The sequence below is a fragment of the uncultured Bradyrhizobium sp. genome, assembly GCF_964252615.1.
Taxonomy (GTDB): Bacteria; Pseudomonadota; Alphaproteobacteria; order Rhizobiales; family Xanthobacteraceae; genus Bradyrhizobium.
Genome location: NZ_CAXUNQ010000032.1, coordinates 36,134 through 54,337 on the forward strand (window position 1 = coordinate 36,134; position 18,204 = coordinate 54,337).

The window sequence follows — 18,204 nt, forward strand, 5'->3', positions numbered from 1 at the left end:
CGCTGTCAAACCTTGTAGTAGTCGTAATACCACTTAACAAATTCGTGAACGCCGTCTTCAATCGGCACTTGCGGCGCAAAACCGATGTCGCGCCTCAGATCGCCGGTATCGGCAAAGGTCTCCACGACATCTCCGGGCTGCATCGGCAGCATCTCCGTTGCCGCCTTGCGTCCCAGCGCTTGCTCCAGAAGCGCCACCACGTGCATCAACTCTTCCGGACGATGGTTGCCGACGTTGTAGATGCGCGACGGCGCGCCATTGGCATTCCCCACATTGCCCTGAGGAACTGAATCGATCAGACGCAATATGACATGAGTAACGTCATCGATATAGGTGAAGTCGCGGCGCATCCTGCCATGGTTAAAGAGCTTGATCGGCGTGCCCTCGAGGATCGCCTTCGTGAACAGAAATATCGCCATGTCCGGCCGCCCCCACGGCCCGTAAATGGTGAAAAACCGCAAACCCGTGGCCGGCAGGCGATAGAGGTGGCTGTAGGAATAGGCCATCAATTCGTTCGCCCTCTTGGTGGCGGCATAAAGGCTGACCGGATGATCGGCACGATCATCCACCGAAAACGGCAGCTTCACGTTGGCGCCATAAATCGAGGATGAAGATGCATAGATCAGGTGCCGGCATCCATGGTGCCTGCAGCCCTCCAGTACGTTGACAAAACCTTCGAGATTCGAATCCACATAAGCATGAGGATGATCGATCGAATGGCGTACCCCGGCCTGCGCCGCGAGATGGATCACTTCCGAAAACCGGTATTTTGCAAACAGCTCGCGCGTTGCGTGCCGGTCCGCGAGATCGGCGTGCACGAAACTGAACTTCGAATCGCCGCGCAGCAGACTCAATCGCGCCCGCTTCAAGGTGGGATCGTAATAACCATTGAGGCTATCCAGACCGACAACGGTGCGGCCTTCCGCCAGCAACCGCTGCGCGACGTGAAAGCCGATAAATCCTGCCGCGCCCGTGATCAATGTTGCGTGGTCTGCCATGACATCCCTAACGGCGCAGGTTCCACCCGTCGCTCCGCCCAAGCCTCTTTACCCGCCGTATTGAGGAGGCTGCAATACCCGTTTGCGAGGCTATTGCCAGATCGTTGCCAAGCCCATACCAAGGCGGCCATAGTCCGGCGCGACCGTCGGATCCTCGCCTCCATGGCGTCTCCACAACCCGACGAGTGCGCGTGACATGCGCCGGATTCTGCTTACTACGGTAAAAATACTGATCTCTGCGGCGCTGCTTTATCTGGCGCTGCGTAAGGTCAATCTGTCCGATCTGGCGTCGCGCTTCGGCATCGCAAGTGTGGGCTGGATCTGCCTGGCGATCGTCGTGGTGTTTCTCCAGATTTTTGCCGGCGCGCTGCGCTGGCGCGAGATCAGTGCCGAATGCGGTGCTCCGCTCACGCCGGTACAAGCCATGCGCTTCAATATGATCGGCGCATTTTTCAACCAGACTCTGCCCTCTTCGATCGGCGGCGACGCGGTGCGGCTGTGGCTGCTCGCGCGCAAGGGTGCCGGATGGCGCGCGGCGACCTATTCGGTATTCGTCGAACGGGCCATCGGCCTCATCGCGCTTGCCGTCATCATCGTCGCGACCCTGCCATGGAGCTACCGGCTTGTCGACGACCCGCACGGCCGGTCGGCGCTGCTGCTGCTCGATTTCGCGGCGCTCGCCGGCGGGGTTGGTTTTTTGGTTCTTGGCAGGCTGAATTGGCCCTGGTTGAAACGCTGGTGGGGAACGCATCATCTCTACGCCTGCTCGGGTATCGCAAACCGCGTGATGTTCAGCCGCAGTCATGAACCGAAACTGGCGGTACTTTCGCTGCTGATCCACATTCTCGCCGTGGCCATGGCGTGGTGCGTGGCGCAATCGATCGCCGCGCCGGTGTCGTTCGGCCAGATGTTTCAGCTCATCCCTCCGGTGATGCTGATTACGATGATGCCCATTTCGATCGCCGGGTGGGGTGTGCGTGAAGCGACCATGGGGCTGGCTTTCGGGTATGCCGGGCTGCCGGCGAATGAAGGCGTCAACGTGTCTCTGCTGTTCGGCGCCATGTATTTTATCGTTGGCGGTTTCGGCGGTTTGGTCTGGATTTTCAGCGCCGAGAAAGCTGCGCAGGATTCTGTGGCCATCCACGTGCCTGAGTAACTTTCGCTTTAGAACCGAACGGGATTACGATTGTTTGCGCGGCGCCTGACCTTGAGTACTCGACACGCGACCAAACCTCCATAGTTCGGCATTTTATGCCCCGGAAAACCAAAGCTTGATCCGTTCGCGGTTTTGACAGTCCTGATCCGCAACGGTACAAACCAAAAACATCCGGCGCCCGGCCGACCGTGCAGGTGAGATGCGAGCGTTCTCACGAGACAACAAATGAAGATTAGCGTCATAACAGCTAGCTATAATTCTCAAAAGACCATCGGCTTCACGATCGAATCGTTTCTCCGCCAGAATCATCGCGAAAAAGAGATGTTTGTAATCGATGGGGCGTCAAGCGACGACACCGTCAAGATCGTCGAATCGTTCGGATCCGACCAAATTCGCATTTTCTCCGGGAAAGACAGTAGCGTCTACGAGGCGATGAACAGGGGCTTACTTCTGTTCAGCGGCGATGCGGTGGGATTTCTGAATTCCGACGATACCTTCCACGATCAGAACGTCCTGGGAGACATCGCGGCAGCGATGAACACTGCCGACATCGTTTATGGCGACCTCAACATGGTGACTGATCACTTCACCAAGCATCTCGTGAGATCGTGGCGCGGCGGAATATTCCGGCGTTACTCCTATCAGCTCGGTTGGGGCCCTCCTCATCCCTCGTTCTACATGCGGCGGGAGGTTGCCGAAACGGTGGGAGAATACGACCTGACCTACATCACCTCCGCCGACTACGACTACATGCTGAGGGCTCTGGCCTTGAACAACTTTCGTGTCCGCTATCTGCCGCGTCTGGTTGCAGACTTTCAAATGGGCGGAATCAGCACAAGTGGCTGGGGCGTTTCACTTCGTGGAAATCTCGAATGCCTGCGCTCGCGTCGCAGCCATTTGAAAGCCCCACTCATCGATGCGGCGTTTTTCCTCCGCCTCATCCGGCGCGGTTTCCAGTTTCGAAACCTGGGTTCGTAGCCGCGGAGGTTGGAGTCGCCTCCGCTGTCAAGACCGAGCTAAACTCCGGCACGGCGTCTTTCAAAACAGCTCTGATCGTTGCACGATCGTCTCTTGAGATCGCCTGCTCCAGCAGAACGATCCAGTTTTTCATGGCATGCATCGGCGGTTCGTTGGGTTTGGCAGCCATGATGCCGGCAACCCCAATCTCAACCGTGGGCTCTTCGGTTGCAAACAGGATTTCGTTCAGCCGCTCTCCCGGACGCATCCCCGTAAAGGCGATATCGATATCGTGGCCGGGCTGCAGACCTGAAAGCCGTATCATGCGTTCGGCAAGATCGACGATTTTGACCGGCTGGCCCATGTTGAGCACATAGACCGAAACGTCGGGACGGACCGGCGTCAGCGCGTGCGCAGCCGCTGTGATCACCAGGTCGCAAGCTTCGCGGATCGTCATGAAATACCTCACCATATCGGGATGAGTGACTGTTACCGGTCCGCCGGCCTCGATCTGGGCCTTGAATTTCGGCACCACCGACCCGTTGGAAGCCAGGACGTTGCCGAATCTCACGGAAATCAGACGCATCCGCGGCCTGCCATCCAGTCGAGAGGCCTGATCGTGATCAAGCGCTTGGCAGTACATTTCGGCGAATCGCTTGGTCAGACCCAGCATCGAAACCGGCTCGATCGCCTTATCGGTCGAGATCATGACCATCGCTTCCGCGCCCGAGGCAACCGCAGCATCGGCGACATTGACCGATCCGAAGATGTTGGTCTTGACGCCTTCGCTCCAGTCACGCTCGAGAATGGGCACGTGTTTCAGCGCGGCAGCGTGAAAGACGATGTCCGGCTTGAATTCGACCATCAGCCGCATGATCCGGTCGCGGTCCCTTATATCGGCAATATGACCTTGGACAGCGGCTGCGGTTTTCAGCGCGTCCAACGTTTCAGTGGCGTCGTAGAGAGCCGGCTCGGAATTCTCGATCACCAGCAATCGGGCGGCGCCGAACGTTACGACGCGGTGACAAATCTCCGAACCGATCGATCCGCCACCCCCGGTGACGATAATGGCTTTGTCCTTCACCAGGGCTTCCAGCCGCGCATAATCGATCTTTTCGCACGGGCGCAACAACAGGTCCTCAACCGCAACCGTCGTCAGCCGCGGCGCGTCTCCACTCTCAAGCGAGGGAAGACGACTGACTATCAGGCCTGACCGACGCGCCCGCATCAGAACCGATTCCGGGTGTGCCTCGGGTTCAAACGCGGATGGCGCCATCACCACCCGCGCAATCGGTTTGTTGCGCCTCGCGAAATCCTGGATGACGTCATCAAGATCGTCCAGCCCGCCGAGCACCGGAATATTACGGATCATTTGTCCGCGGTCGGCCGGTGACGGCGACAGCACGCCCACCGGCCACAGACGTTTGACCGCTCCGCTTTCAATGCCGCGCAACAGAATCTCGGCATCTGCGGCGCGACCGATCAGGAGCGCCGGTGAGGCATCCTCGGTCCGGGCATGGCGGCGGACCCGGGTGTAGCGGAAATAGCGATAGGCAAAGCGCAACGCGCTGAGGAAGAATATCTCCAGAAACCAGTAGAGAATGATGGTAATCTTGCCTAGGAAGAATAAGCCCTGAACGTTAGGCGCGACAAATGTGCCGTGAACATTCGGTGCTACAAAAATATAGTCCAGCACCAACAGCGCAACCGTCAGCACGGTTGCCGCGCGCAAAATGTTCAGCGCATCCGGCAATGAGATGAAGCGCCATTTCGTAGTCGTCAAATTGAACGCGTAGCAAACGACCACGCTTAACGCGATAAAGTAGGGCAGGAAGCGCAACAGGACCGGTAGACGGGCCAACAACCAGTCGCCCTCGAATCTCAGGTAAAAGGCTGCGAACAATGCAAGCGTCGTTGCAAGCGCGTCATGCGTTGCGATCAGCAAGTTGCGCATTGTCAGATTCGAGAGACGCATCATTCCGCTGGCCAGCACCGGGTAATATCGATAGGTCGCGTAAAGTTTCGGGGCTGCTGATAGCGTATCTCGCGCCTGCAAGCCAGCCGTGATGGCTCTGAAGCAACTCGCCGCCGCCTCCCCAGCCTTCCGATTGCGTCCTCGACATCGTCCCCCCAGCAATTCCGACCCCGATCACGTACATCCAGCCTTCGTGGAAGTCGAACAGGTGCGAATTGAACAGCGAGGTGAAAACATTCTGCACGACCACCAGCAGCCCGATCCAGGCCATCAGGCCGTCTCTGCGGAACAGCAGCAAATGAGACCACCACATGGCATACAGTACGACGATTCCGACGGCGCCCCATTGGATTGCGACGTTCAGCGTCTGATTATGTGGATTTCCGATCACTTGGCCGGCGGCAAGCATCCGCGGGCCTGTAGCGGCCTGCTCGAAAAGCCCGCGCGTTGATCCGGTACCGTGCCCCATGATCGGCGCCTCGGCAAAGAAGCGCAGCGACTTTTGCCAGAATTCCAGCCGCATTCCTATCGATGTCGGCTGATTCAGTTCCTTGTAGAGCCGATAATCCCGTCCGAAGGTCGCCATCGTCCCGCGCAGCTGCGGCGAGGCCGTCCATGCCAGTCCGGCCAATGCGAGCGCTGCGCACAAAATGATGACGGTACTCCGCCATTTCAGGTGAAGTAACGCGAATACCGCCAGCATGATCGGTATGGTGACCAGCGCCGTTCTCGACACGATGACGAGGGCCATGTTGAAGAAAAAACCTAACGCCAGCACGGCAAGCAATCCGGCCAGCCAGATTCGTTTCTCTCGCAAGAGCATGACGATCGGATACAGCAAAGCCACGGCGCACAAAGCGAATTCCTGGCTTTGGTCAATGTAGTTCTTGACGAAGATGCCGCGGAAAGCATCCGCCTGAGGCTTGAGCGTTACACCTGGATCGAACACCACGATCCACGACATCGCCATCAATAAAGCGCAGGACACCAGAAAGGCTGTGAATACCCAGATCCCGCGCGCCGAGCGCTCGAAATGATAGAACAGCCCCGGCAGCACCAGCAGTTTCGCGGCCGGCCCCACCGCATAGAGACGCGCGGCCCACGATGCGTCGGACCACAAGGTGCCGACGGCCGCGAGCGCGAAAAGCGCGATTGGCAGAAAGCACATCGGGCGCTTCAACGATCGGAAGTAAATCCGGTAGTCGAGAATCCACGCCGCCGTCGCAAGCCAGCAAAGCGCGAAAATAGCGACCAGCGAGGTCGACCAGGGAAGCGCGAACGCGGTCAATATCGCGAAGATATCGGCCGCCGCCGCCCACGCTGCCGAATCGCGCCAGAGCCGCAGCATCGCCTTTACCGGCGAAGCCATCGTGCCGGCGTTCACGCCTTGCCCCCGCGCGCGCGTTGCACCAGAGAGGTGGTGCTAAAGCCTTCGAGAATATCGATCAGCATGATTTCGCCGCCGCAGGCCTCCACCGCCTCATGACCGACGACCTGATCGCGGGTGTAGTCGCCGCCTTTCACCAATACGCTTGGCTTGATCCGGGTGATCAGATCGAGCGGCGTGTCCTCCCCGAAGACAACGACAAGATCGACCGCTTCCAGCGCCGCCAGTACTTCGGCTCGCGCTCGCTCGTCCTGCACCGGGCGATCCTCGCCCTTGAGGCGCTTCACCGAAGCGTCGCTGTTGAGGCCGACGATCAGCCGGTCGCAGGCACCGCGCGCGGCGGTCAAAACCTTGACGTGACCCGGGTGCAGAATGTCGAAGCAGCCGTTGGTGAAGCCGACGCGCAGGCCCTGCCTGCGCCAATCCGCAAGATGCGTATCGAGTTCGCTTGAGGTCAAAACGATCTTTTCCTCCGCTGCCAGGAAAGCGTGCGGCAGGATTTTTCGCCGCAATTCCGTAAGCGTGACGACAGCGGTGCCTTTCTTGCTGACGGCGACCGCCGCCGCCGCATTCGCGACGCGCAACATAGTTTCCCAGTCGGCACCTGCCGCGAGCGCCACAGCGACCACCGCGGCGGCCGTATCGCCGGCTCCCGAGACGTCGCGCACTTTGACCGGATGTCCCGGCACATGAATGGACCCGCCATTGCGCGGCACCAGAGTCATGCCCTGCTCGCTTAGCGTCACCAGCATGGCCTCGCAGTCCGCGAGCACCATCGCTTCCTGCGCCGCGACAGTGATTTCCGTTTCGGTTTCGGCACGGCTGCGCGTTGCTTCCGCGAACTCGCGGCGATTGGGAGTGAGCAGCGTCGCGCCGCGGTAGACGGCAAAATTGGCGATCTTGGGATCGACGATGACACGCTTGCCGAGTTTCCGCGCGCCGTCGATGACATTGCGGATCACCCGCGCGCTCAACACACCCTTGGCATAATCGGACAGCAGCACGATATCGGCGCGTTGCAACAGCGGCAGGATGGCGTCGATCAGTTTCTGCTCGATATCCGCTGAAGCCGGCGACGCCTTTTCCCAGTCTGCGCGCAGCATATGGGTCGAGAAGTGCTCGGACACGAAGCGCACCTTTCGCGTAGTCGGCCGCGTCGAATCGGAAACCAGCACGTGCTCGATCAGCTGTTCCTGCGCCAGTAGAGCTTTCAAGATCTTGCCTGCGTCGTCTTCGCCGATCAGCCCGACGAAGATGCAGCGTGCGCCCAGCGACACGATATTGCGGGCGACGTTACCAGCGCCGCCGATATTGGTCTCGGACCGCTGCACGGCGATCACCGGCGCCGGAGCTTCCGGCGAAATGCGCGATACCTCGCCGTAGACGAATTCGTCGAGCATAAGGTCGCCGACACAAAGCACGGTCTGGCCGACCATCGCGTTAGACAGTGCATCAAAATCAAACATCAGAACCTGTTTACGTGTTGCACGCTCAGCGGAAACGATCGGGCCGATCGAGGTAACCCTTGACGTACGTCTCGACCGCATCTTCCAGCGCCGTGAAGCCGCCGTTATAGCCGGCGCGCCGCAGCCGATCGACTTCGCTTTGGGTGAAGTACTGATAGCTGCCGCGGATCGCCTCGGGCATATCGATATATTCGATATTCGGCCCGATACCGAGCGCGGCATAGGCCGCCTGCATCAAATCTTTGAAGCTGCGCGCATTGCCGGTTCCGACGTTGAAGAGGCCGCTGACCGACGGGGTGGCCAGCAGCCACATTATCACCCGCACCACATCGTCGACATAGATGAAGTCGCGCCGCTGATCGCCGTCGGCAATGCCCTTGCGGTACGACTTGAACAATTGCACCGGCCGGCCCGCCTTGACCTCGTCGAAGCGCCGCGCCAGCACGCTCATCATCGCGCCCTTGTGATATTCGTTGGGACCGAACACGTTGAAGAATTTCAGGCCGGCCCATTGCGGGGGAAGCTTCTCGCCGTCCGCCGCGCGCTGGGCAATAGCCAGGTCGAACAGGTGCTTGCTCCAGCCATACAAGTTCATCGGCCGCAGCATCCTCAACACATCGACGGCGGTATCGTCGCGAAATCCCTGGGTACCGTCGCCATAGGTCGCCGCCGACGACGCGTAAATCAACGGCGTCGCATTGGCGGTGCACCAGTCGAGCAACCGTACCGAGAAGCGAAAATTGGTTTCGATCACCAGGTCGCCGTCGCTTGCCGTCGTGTCCGAAATGGCGCCGAGATGGACCACGGCGTCGAGCCGGCGTCCCTTCAGCCAGTCCGGCAGCCCAGCCGGCGGCACGATATCGGCGAGTTGCCGCTTGGCAAGATTGCGCCATTTGCCCTCATGCCCGAGCACGTCGCAGACTGCCACATCGGTGCGGCCCGCGTCGTTCAACGCGGCCACCACGTTCGATCCGATAAAACCGGCGCCCCCGGTCACCAGCAGCATGACATGCCCGCCCCGATTAAGTGTCCTCAGCTTTGCCCCAGTCCCGCCCGACAGGCAACTTGGAGACCCGCGCTTGGTGAAGAGCGGCGTGCGTTCTGCGGCGTGCGGGGCCGCCTTTACGTTCTGGCGAGGAGCAGATACCGAAAGCCGGTTGCGGCAGCAAACCGGCTCAAAGTATGAATACTACTTCATTGTATCGGGGCTCCTTGGAAGATGCCAGCGACACTCGTCCGATTCTGATCGTGCCCTACATGTGGATTGGCGACTTCGTGCGCGGCCATACCGTCGTGAGGGTGCTCAAGCAGCGTTGGCCGAATCGCCCGGTCGACCTGCTTACGACCTCGCTGTGCGCGCCGCTGGTGGATTACATGCCCGGTGTCCGCGCCGGCGTCGTCTGGGACCTGCCGCGCAGCCGGCTGGCGCTGGCCAAGCAGCGCGGTTTGGCGGCGCGGTTGCGCGAGCGGAACTATGGCACGGCGCTGGTCCTTCCCGGTACCTGGAAATCGGCCCTTGCTCCGGCATTCGCCGGCATTCCGGAGCGGGTGGGATTTTTCGGCGAAGCCCGCTTCGGCCTGCTCAACCGGTTGCGCTGGGGCGAGAGAACGTTGCCCCGTTTTATCGACAAGAACGCCTCGCTGGCGCTCCCGGATGGCGCCCCAATTCCGGCGGAATGGCCGGTACCGCAGTTGCAGGTCACAGCCGAGGACATCGTGCGCTGGCGGCAGGCCAACAGCCTGGGCAGTAGCCCCGCCGTTGCGTTGGCGCCCGGGTCGGTCGGCGCTTCCAAGCGCTGGACCTATTATGCCGAGGCGGCACGAATGCTGGCCAGGCAAGGCCTTGATGTCTGGGTGGTCGGCGGCCCCGGTGAAATGGCGCTGGCGGCGGAGATGGTGGCGGCGGGGGGAGCCGGCGTGCGTAATCTCACCAGCAATGATTTGCGCAACGGCATTCTGGCCATGGCGGCAGCCGGCGTCGCGATTTCAAACGATTCCGGTCTGATGCATATCGCCGCCGCCGTCGGTACGCCGACCATGGGCATTTTCGGCCCTACCAGTCCTTACCTCTGGGCGCCCCTGAATGGGCTCGCAGCGACGGTTCAGACCAGTACGCCGCCGCCCTGTGAACCGTGTCAGCGGACCATTTGCACGATGAACGATCACGCCTGCATGCGCACGATTCCGGCATCCGACGTGGTTGCCACCGCGACGCAGTTGCTGGCCGGCGCGGGACCCCATGTTGGCCATTAACACCGCCGCGGGGTCCCGCTTGCGCCACTGCGGCGCGGTCATTACCAAAGGCGCAGCCTGCAATCTCCATGGTGCGTTTTGAGCCCGGATTCAAGAGACCCGATCGTTACTCATCTGGACAATTCGGCCGCAGCGCTTGATCGCGCCTGCCATGACGAAGCGTTGCTCGATGCGGCGCGCAATATCGCCGCGGCAATCGTCGCCAGCCTGCGATCCGGCAACAAGCTCCTGATCATCGGCAATGGCGGCAGCGCCGCCGACGCCCAGCATATCGCCGCCGAGATCGTCGGCCGCTACAAGCAGGATCGTCGCGGCTATGCGGCGATAGCGCTGACCACCGATACCTCGGCGCTAACCTCGATCGCCAATGATTACGGTTTTGCGGAAGTGTTCGCCCGGCAGGTCGAAGCCCTGGCTAGGCGCGGCGACGTGCTGCTGGCGTTGTCCACCTCCGGCTCATCGCCGAATATTCTGGCCGCGCTTCGCCTCGCGCGCGAGCGCGGGCTTGTCACCGTCGGTTTCACCGGCACCAAAGGCGAAAGTCTGCGCGCGTTGTGCGACCATCTGTTGGTTTCGCCCAGCGACGATACGCCATTGGTCCAGCAGATCCATCTCGCCGTCGCGCATGGAATCTGCGACGAGATCGAACAAACCATGATGCGTGAGACTGTGGAAAAATGAGCGGCATCGACGCTGTCGCGCCAAAACCCGCCGCCTTTCTCGACCGCGACGGAGTGCTCAATTACGACGACGGCTTCATGGGTAGCCAGGACCGGATCCGCTGGATGCCGAATGCGGCGAAGGCGGTCCGCCGTCTCAATGACGCCGGATATTTTGTCTTCCTGTTCACCAATCAGTCCGGCGTTGCGCGCGGCTTCTTCACCGAAGATCATCTGCGCGTGCTGCACGACTGGATGCGCGTCGAGCTCGCCGCGCAAGGCGCCCACATCGACGACATCCGATATTGTCCGCATCATCCCGGCGGATCGGTCGCGGGCTATCTGCAAGACCACCATTGGCGCAAGCCCAGCCCCGGCATGATACTCGATCTGATGGACCACTGGCCGGTGCGACGCGACGGCAGTTTTGTCATTGGAGATCGACAAACCGACATCGAGGCGGCGGACGCTGCGGGCTTACCCGGGTTCTTATTCGCCGGGGGCGATCTCGATGCGTTCGTCGCGGACGTAGTGGCTCAGACAAGCGCGCGGTAAACGTCCCCGATCCTGGTTGCTTCGGCATCCAGGCTGAATTGCGCAATCACGCGCGCCCGTGCCTGTGCGCCCATCGACGCCGCTGAGTCGGGATCGTCCAGCAACGGCTCCAGTGCTGTTACCAGCGCATCGACGCTGCCCGGCGCCGTCAGCACGCCGGTTACGCCGTCCTCGACCACCAGTTCGGCGGCACCGGCGCGCGACGCCACCAGCGCCGCGCCCGACGACATCGCTTCGAGCAGCGTCAGCCCAAAGCCTTCATTGCGCGAGGTGAAGGCGTAGATCGTTAGGCGCCGGTACCAGCGCGGCAGCTCCTCGATCGGCAGTTCGCCCGTGATAATCACGCGCGATCGCAGGCCAGCTGTTTCGATCCGCGTTTTCAGGTCGTTGGCGAACGCGGCCTGATCGGCGGTAATCGCGCCGACGATCAGCGCGCAGAAATCCGGATAACGCGGCAGCACCCGGCACATCGCATCGACGAACACGTCGGTCCCCTTCTGCGCGCGCACGCGGCCGAAGCAGCCGATCGCAGCGCGTCCCGGCAATCCCGCTTCGGCGAATGCCGCGGCACGGTCGACAGACGGTGCATAGCGGTCGGTATCGACGCCGTGCGGAATGACCGTGGCCTCGCGCTTCAGATACGACGCCGAAACGTCGCTAGTGGCGATCACGGCATCCATCCGGCTAATCAGCCACCGCGTGATCCAGCTATGGTGCCGCTGCGCCGCAGAGGTGAACACCAGTTTCAGTGGCCAGCCCAGCGCCTTCAGCAACGCGCCGACGATCATCTCGTTGTTGCGCCGCGCATGCCAGATCAACGGCGCGCGGCGTCGCCATAATTTCAAAAGATCCGGGATGCTCAGGCGCGCGACATCCTCCGGGGCATCGGAACCGAACCATGCCGCGCGAAACAGTTTGGCCAGCTTCGGCGCTACCATGCGATTGGTCGCGGTCACGCCGGAATAGCGCCTGTGCAGATTTGGCACGATCAGTTGCAACTCGCGCAGGATCACGGCGTCGATGGCCACCTAATACTCCGTTTTTGCCTAAGTCCCTATACGCAACATTAAGCATAGGGGCCAGTTGCCGCGAGCCGAAACTCCCCCTTCACCCTGGGCCGGATAGCTTTGCCTTCTGTATCTCGAGGGATGGGTGATCTCATGACCGTGCTTGTCACCGGCGGCGCCGGTTATATCGGAAGTCACATGGTTCTGGCGCTGGCGGAAGCCGGCGAAAGCGTCGTCGTGATCGACAATTTGTCCACCGGGTTTTCCACATCGCTGCCCGAGGGGGTGCCGTTGTTCATCGGCGATGCCGCGGACGAAAATCTGGTCGAAGGCGTGATCGCGGCGCACGGCGTCGAGAGCATCGTCCATTTTGCGGGTTCCGTGGTGGTGCCGGATTCGATGCGCGATCCCCTTGGTTACTACCGCAACAACACCATGACCACGCGCAGCCTGCTCAACGCCGCGGTGAAATGCGGCGTCAATCGCTTCATCTTCTCCTCCACTGCGGCGGTGTATGGCAATCCGAAGCAGATGCCCGTCACCGAGGATACGCCGACGCGGCCGTTGTCGCCCTACGGATCGTCCAAGCTGATGAGCGAGATCATGCTGCATGACGTCGCTGCCGCCCACGACATGAAATACGTCGCGCTGCGCTACTTCAATGTTGCAGGCGCCGACCCTCACGCGCGGATCGGCCTCTCCACCGCCGGCGCCACGCATCTCTTGAAGATCGCCGTCGAAGCCGCCACCGGCCAGCGCGCCAAGATCGACGTTTATGGCACCGACTATCCGACACCGGACGGAAGCTGCGTTCGGGATTTCATTCACGTCAGCGATCTCGCCCAGGCGCATTGCGCGGCGCTGTCCTATCTGCGCGGCGGCGGGATGTCGACGACGCTCAATTGCGGCTACGGCCGCGGTTACTCGGTGCTGGAAACCATCGAAGCCGTGCGTCGCGTGTCGGGGCGCAATTTCGCGGTGCAGACCGCGCCGCGCCGGCCGGGCGACATCATGACCATGATCGCCGACACCGGCCGCATTGCGGCCACGCTGGACTGGACGCCGCGATACGCCGATCTCGAAACCATCGCCGCCCACGCGCTGGCCTGGGAAGAGAAGTTGTTCCACGACCGCCACGGTGCCGAACGGCAGGCCGTTTCAGCCTGATCCGGTCGATTGCAAGCCCGATTTTGGCTTGAAAATCGCTTTCATAGCGGGCAACCCTGACGCGCCGGCGGATATCCGCCCGCGCCGTCGATGGGATGCGGATGACCGAACTTCCTCGCAGGATTACCGACGACCCTTACGGCGCCGCGATCCTGATTAGACGTCTCGTAATGGAACAGGGCGCGGCCTATTGGCGGCGCTATCTGGCGGCGTTCGCGCTGATGGCGGTTTCGGCGGCCGCGACCGCGGGCTCGGCCTATCTGCTCGGCGAAGTCATCAACCAGGCCTATGTCGACAAGAATGTGCGCGGCATCGCCGTCCTGTCGCTGGTCACCATCGTGGTCTTTACGCTCAAGGGCGCGGCGACCTACGGCCATTCCGTCATACTGTCCCAGATCAGCAACGCCATTCTGGCCAATAACCAGCGTCGGCTATTCTCCAAGCTGATGAGCGAAAGCGTCGCCTTCTTCTCGGCGCGCCATTCGTCCGAATTTCTGGCGCGACTCACGGCCGGTGCGAACGCCGTCACCCAGGTTCTCAGCCTCTTGATCAACGCGGTGGGACGCGACCTGCTGTCGCTGATCGCGCTGGTCTGCGTGATGCTGATGCAGGATCCGTACATGGCGCTGCTCGGATTTTTGGTGGCGCCGCCGGCGATGCTCGTGCTGCGCAAGCTGGTGAAACGCATCAAGGGTCTTGCGCACAACCAGTTCGCCGGCACCGCCGATATCATGGAGACCATGCAGGAATCGCTGCAGGGTATCCGCACCGTCAAGGCGTTCACGCTGGAACAGACCATGCGCGAGCGCATCAACGCCAGCATTGCCGCCGTCGAGCGCAACGCCAACAAGATGGCGCGGGTCTCCAACCGCGCCAGCCCGTTGATGGAGACGCTCGGCGGCTTTGCGATTGCGGCAGGGTTGATGTATGGCGGCTATCGCGTCGTCGCGATGGGCGCGACGCCGGGACAGTTCTTTTCGTTCCTGACCGCGTTCCTGCTCGCCTATGAGCCCGCCAAGCGGCTGGCCCGCCTTAACATCGAACTGAACTCGAGCCTGATCGGCGCGCGCAAGCTGCTGGAGATCGTCGATAGCCCGGCCACCGAACCCGACGACGACGACAAGCCGGCGCTAAGGCTGACCGACGCGCGGGTCGAATTCCGCGGCGTGACCTTCGCGTACCGTTCCAACGAGCCGGTGCTCAACCGCATGAGTTTTATCGCCGAACCCGGCAAGGTCACTGCATTGGTAGGGCCGTCCGGCGGCGGCAAGTCGACGGTGCTGGCGCTGCTGCTGCGGCTCTATGAGGTGACCGACGGCGATGTCCTGATCGACGGTCAGGCGATTGCCGCCGTATCGCGCCGCTCGCTGCGGCAGCAGACCGCCTATGTCGGACAGGATGTCTACCTGTTTCGGGACACCATCCGCGAGAACATCGCATTCGGCAGGGTCGGTGCCACCGAAGCCGAGATTGTTTCCGCGGCGAAGGCGGCATGCGCGCATGATTTCATCATGAACTTCCCGCTCGGCTACGACACGCCGGTAGGCGAGCACGGCACCCAGTTGTCCGGCGGACAGCGCCAGCGCGTCGCCATTGCCCGCGCGCTGGTCAAAAACGCGCCGGTCATCCTGCTCGATGAGGCCACCGCGGCGCTGGACTCCGAATCCGAAAAGCAGGTGCAGGAAGCGATCGAGCACCTCTGCCAGAACCGCACCACCATCGTCATCGCCCACCGCCTGCACACCATCATGCACGCCGATGCCATCCTGGTGGTCGAGGGCGGCGAGATCGTCGAGCGCGGCCGCCATGACGACCTGCTGCGTCGCGGCGGCCGTTATGCGTCATTCTTCCGCCTGCAGCACCGTGATGCCGGGCCATTGACGCTGGCGCCGATCAGCGCAACGGCTTAAGGTTTGATCGGACCTCTATTTTGTTCCATCGTCTTGCGAGCGAAGCGACGCAATCCGGCCCGCCCGCGCCAACAGAAAACCGGATTGCTTCGTCGCAAGAGCTCCTCGCAATGACGGGGGGTTGTATCCACCGAAGAGAGTATGATGACCGAAACTTTCGTGATTCCCGGCCCTCCGCAAGCTGCAATCGCCGTCGCCGGCGACTCAAATTCCTTTCCGGTCCGCCGCATCTGGTGCGTCGGCCGCAATTATATCGAGCATATCCGCGAGATGGGCAACGACGAGCGGGCGCCGCCGTTCTTCTTTGCCAAGCATGCCGACATGGTCGAGGCGGATGGCGCCACCATCCCCTACCCGCCGCTGACCAAGGACCTGCATCACGAGGTCGAACTGGTCGTCGCGATGAAGAGCGGCGGGCTCAACATTCCGGCCGACAAGGCGCTCGACCACGTCTGGGGCTACGGCGTCGGCATCGACCTCACCCGCCGCGACCTGCAGCAGGCCTCGCGCAAGAAGGAGCGGCCGTGGGAGGTCGGCAAATCGTTCGATCATTCCGCGCCCTGCGGCGCATTGCAGCCGGCCTCCAAGATCGGTCATCCGGCCAAAGGCCGGATCTGGCTCGCGGTCAACGGCACCGAACGGCAGAAGGGCGATCTCACCGAATTGATCTGGAGCGTGCCCGAGATCATCTGGCAACTGTCGCAGCAGGTCTCGATCGGCGCCGGCGACATCATCATGACCGGCACGCCCGCGGGCGTTGCGGCGTTGTCGCCCGGCGACAAGATCGAGTGCGGCGTCGATGGGATCGGGACGCTGAAGGTGAGCATCGGCAAGCCGGAGTGACCTCTCTTTAACCTCTGCCCGCTCTTTGCGGATGTCGAAGCCGAAGCGTAGCGGCGGCTTCGGGCGAACGGCCGCGCACTGCACGCCCGTCGTCAGCATTCGCGGGCCAGAAAGCGCAGCCGGAGGCTCCGCGATCGTCTCCACCGCAGCGCCCCGCCCTCACCGCCCGCCATGCTCGCGACCTCTCCCTGCCGAGGGCGGAGAGGGTTAAGGAAATTCGCAATCCGTTAACCATACTTCCATTAAATGAGCGGACTGCCACGCCTTGCGCCGGAGCCGCCGCTTATGACCTTCGACTGGAATGCCGTCCGCCTCGATTTGCTTCAGATCGACGAGCCGATGCGGACAGCTTTACGCGAGATGCGGCCGTTTTTCGCCAAAGCCCTGCCCGGCATCCTGGCGCGGTTCTACGACAAGATCCGGCATGCCGATCCGGGCTGCGGCGTCTTCAAGGACGGGGTGATGCAGGAATCCATCCGCCTGCAACTGCATCACTGGGACCTGATCGCCTCCGGCAATTTCGGCGCCGACTTTGCCGGTTCGGCGGCGCGGTTCTGCGAACTCCATCATCGCGCCGGCGTGGCGCCGCAATGGTATGTCGGCTGCCGTCAGATGTTCGTCGTCGATCAACTGATGAAAGCGGTGGAGTTCGAGGTCGAGATACCGCGCTTCGGACGCGCCGCGCAAGCCGCGCGCGACAAGAAGGCGGCGATGCTCAACGCCATTGCCAAGGCCGGCATGATGGACATGGAAACCACCGTCGCCACTTATTTCGGCTCCAACCGCCAGCTTCGCAAGGACGCGATTGCCGACGCCAGCAACCGCTTCCGCGCCATCATCACCTCGCTGTCGTCGGCATCGAGCGAGCTGGAAGGCACCGCGCGCGCCCTCAGCGATAATGCCGGCAATACCACGCGGCTTGCCACCGTGGTCGCCAACGCTTCGGAAGACGCCTCCAACAACGTGCAATCGGTCGCCTCCGCCACCGAAGAGCTGGCGATTTCGGTGCGCGAGATCTCCCAGCAGGTTCAGGAATCCAACTCCATCGCCGCCAGCGCGGTGCGGCAGGCCGATGAAACCGATTCCCGCATCAACGCGCTGTCGCAGGCCGCCAACCGGATCGGCGACGTCATCAAGCTGATCACCTCGGTTGCCGAACAGACCAACCTTCTGGCGCTCAACGCCACCATCGAGGCCGCGCGCGCCGGCGAGGCCGGACGCGGATTCGCGGTGGTCGCGCAGGAAGTCAAGGCGCTGGCGGCCCAGACCGCGAAGGCGACCGATGAGATCGGCATCCAGATCGCGGGCATGCAGACCGCAACCCAGGAAGCGGTCGGCTCCATCAAGATGATCTCCTCGACCATCGGCAAGATTTCCGAAATCACCACCGCGATCTCGGCGGCGATCGAGGAACAGGGCGCGGCGACGCAGGAAATCTCCGGCAACATCCAGCGCACCGCGGCCGGCACCTCGCAGGTCGCCGGCACCATCGCCGAAGTCAGCCACGGCGCCAACCAGACCGGGGCGGCGTCGAGCCAGCTGTTGTCGTCGGCGAAGCAGTTATCGGAATCGACCACCAGCCTGCAGGTCGAGATCGACGGATTCTTGAAGTCGATCGCGGCGGCGGCGTAGCAGCGCAGCGCAAGAGCTCCGCGCCCGCGTTGCGCCCGGGACACCGGAGGCCGTCATTGCCGGGCTCGACCCGGCAATCCATCCTGCTTCGCAAAAGGCTTTCGAAGAATGATGGATACGCGGGTCGAGCTCGCGGTTGACGCAGCGTGTGGTGCGGCGTGTTGCAATATCGCGCTCCACGGGACGCGTTCCCCGGACGCAGCGCAGCGCGCAGCCCTTGCGGAGCGGTGCGCTGCAGA

The 18,204-nt window shown here is 62.0% G+C and carries 14 protein-coding genes and 1 pseudogene; 9 read left to right on the forward strand and 6 right to left on the reverse strand.

The window, feature by feature from the left end; all coding sequences use genetic code 11:
- Positions 1-5: 5 nt before the first annotated feature.
- Positions 6-998, reverse strand: a complete 993-nt coding sequence (locus ACFE72_RS16050) for an NAD-dependent epimerase (protein ID WP_375414105.1) — start codon at positions 996-998, stop codon at positions 6-8.
- Between the two features lie 196 nt (positions 999-1,194).
- Here ACFE72_RS16050 and ACFE72_RS16055 point away from each other — a divergent pair, with 196 nt between their 5' ends.
- Together ACFE72_RS16055 and ACFE72_RS16060 are read left to right on the forward strand one after the other, a co-directional pair.
- Positions 1,195-2,154, forward strand: coding sequence for a lysylphosphatidylglycerol synthase transmembrane domain-containing protein (locus tag ACFE72_RS16055; RefSeq protein WP_375414106.1), 960 nt, complete (start codon positions 1,195-1,197; stop codon positions 2,152-2,154).
- Positions 2,155-2,379: 225 nt separating this feature from the next.
- Entirely contained in the window at positions 2,380-3,132 is a 753-nt protein-coding gene (locus ACFE72_RS16060; protein ID WP_375414107.1) for a glycosyltransferase family 2 protein, read from the forward strand.
- Here the strand turns inward: ACFE72_RS16060 and ACFE72_RS16065 are convergent.
- From ACFE72_RS16065 to rfaD, 4 genes and pseudogenes are all read right to left on the reverse strand, one after another.
- Positions 3,092-5,089 (reverse strand): SDR family NAD(P)-dependent oxidoreductase, encoded by a 1,998-nt coding sequence (locus tag ACFE72_RS16065; protein ID WP_375414108.1) that lies wholly within the window; start codon positions 5,087-5,089, stop codon positions 3,092-3,094. The two genes, ACFE72_RS16060 and ACFE72_RS16065, sit on opposite strands and share 41 nt — an antisense overlap.
- 130 nt (positions 5,090-5,219) lie before the next feature.
- Positions 5,220-6,455, reverse strand: a pseudogene (locus tag ACFE72_RS16070) (O-antigen ligase family protein); the annotation flags it as partial.
- Between the two features lie 11 nt (positions 6,456-6,466).
- Entirely contained in the window at positions 6,467-7,939 is a 1,473-nt protein-coding gene (rfaE1, locus tag ACFE72_RS16075; protein ID WP_375414109.1) for a D-glycero-beta-D-manno-heptose-7-phosphate kinase, read from the reverse strand.
- A gap of 25 nt (positions 7,940-7,964) precedes the next feature.
- Entirely contained in the window at positions 7,965-8,945 is a 981-nt protein-coding gene (gene rfaD, locus ACFE72_RS16080; protein WP_375414110.1) for an ADP-glyceromanno-heptose 6-epimerase, read from the reverse strand.
- A 176-nt stretch (positions 8,946-9,121) separates the two neighbouring features.
- Here rfaD and waaF point away from each other — a divergent pair, with 176 nt between their 5' ends.
- From waaF to ACFE72_RS16095, 3 genes are all read left to right on the forward strand, one after another.
- Positions 9,122-10,192, forward strand: a complete 1,071-nt coding sequence (gene waaF / locus ACFE72_RS16085) for a lipopolysaccharide heptosyltransferase II (protein ID WP_375414111.1) — start codon at positions 9,122-9,124, stop codon at positions 10,190-10,192.
- Positions 10,193-10,270: 78 nt separating this feature from the next.
- The gene (locus tag ACFE72_RS16090) at positions 10,271-10,873 is read left to right on the forward strand and encodes a D-sedoheptulose 7-phosphate isomerase (protein WP_375414112.1); all 603 of its coding nucleotides are present in this window, start codon (positions 10,271-10,273) and stop codon (positions 10,871-10,873) included.
- Positions 10,870-11,406: an HAD family hydrolase gene (locus ACFE72_RS16095; RefSeq protein ID WP_375414113.1), complete on the forward strand. Its 537-nt coding sequence runs from the start codon at positions 10,870-10,872 to the stop codon at positions 11,404-11,406. The genes ACFE72_RS16090 and ACFE72_RS16095 overlap by 4 nt, the downstream gene beginning before the upstream one ends.
- Here the strand turns inward: ACFE72_RS16095 and ACFE72_RS16100 are convergent.
- On the reverse strand, positions 11,388-12,434 hold the full coding sequence (locus ACFE72_RS16100; RefSeq protein ID WP_375414114.1) for a glycosyltransferase family 4 protein: 1,047 nt from the start codon (positions 12,432-12,434) through the stop codon (positions 11,388-11,390). The genes ACFE72_RS16095 and ACFE72_RS16100 overlap by 19 nt on opposite strands.
- A 132-nt stretch (positions 12,435-12,566) precedes the next feature.
- On the opposite strand from ACFE72_RS16100, the gene galE reads away from it, so the two are divergent.
- The 4 genes from galE to ACFE72_RS16120 all read left to right on the forward strand — a co-directional run bounded on the left by galE (position 12,567) and on the right by ACFE72_RS16120 (position 17,965).
- On the forward strand, positions 12,567-13,580 hold the full coding sequence (gene galE, locus ACFE72_RS16105; protein ID WP_375414115.1) for a UDP-glucose 4-epimerase GalE: 1,014 nt from the start codon (positions 12,567-12,569) through the stop codon (positions 13,578-13,580).
- Between the two features lie 101 nt (positions 13,581-13,681).
- A complete protein-coding gene (locus ACFE72_RS16110; protein ID WP_375414116.1) occupies positions 13,682-15,490 on the forward strand; it encodes an ABC transporter ATP-binding protein in 1,809 nt (602 codons plus the stop codon).
- Between the two features lie 141 nt (positions 15,491-15,631).
- Entirely contained in the window at positions 15,632-16,333 is a 702-nt protein-coding gene (locus ACFE72_RS16115) for a fumarylacetoacetate hydrolase family protein (protein ID WP_375414117.1), read from the forward strand.
- Between the two features lie 285 nt (positions 16,334-16,618).
- Positions 16,619-17,965, forward strand: a complete 1,347-nt coding sequence (locus ACFE72_RS16120; RefSeq protein WP_375414118.1) for a methyl-accepting chemotaxis protein — start codon at positions 16,619-16,621, stop codon at positions 17,963-17,965.
- Positions 17,966-18,204 lie beyond the last annotated feature (239 nt).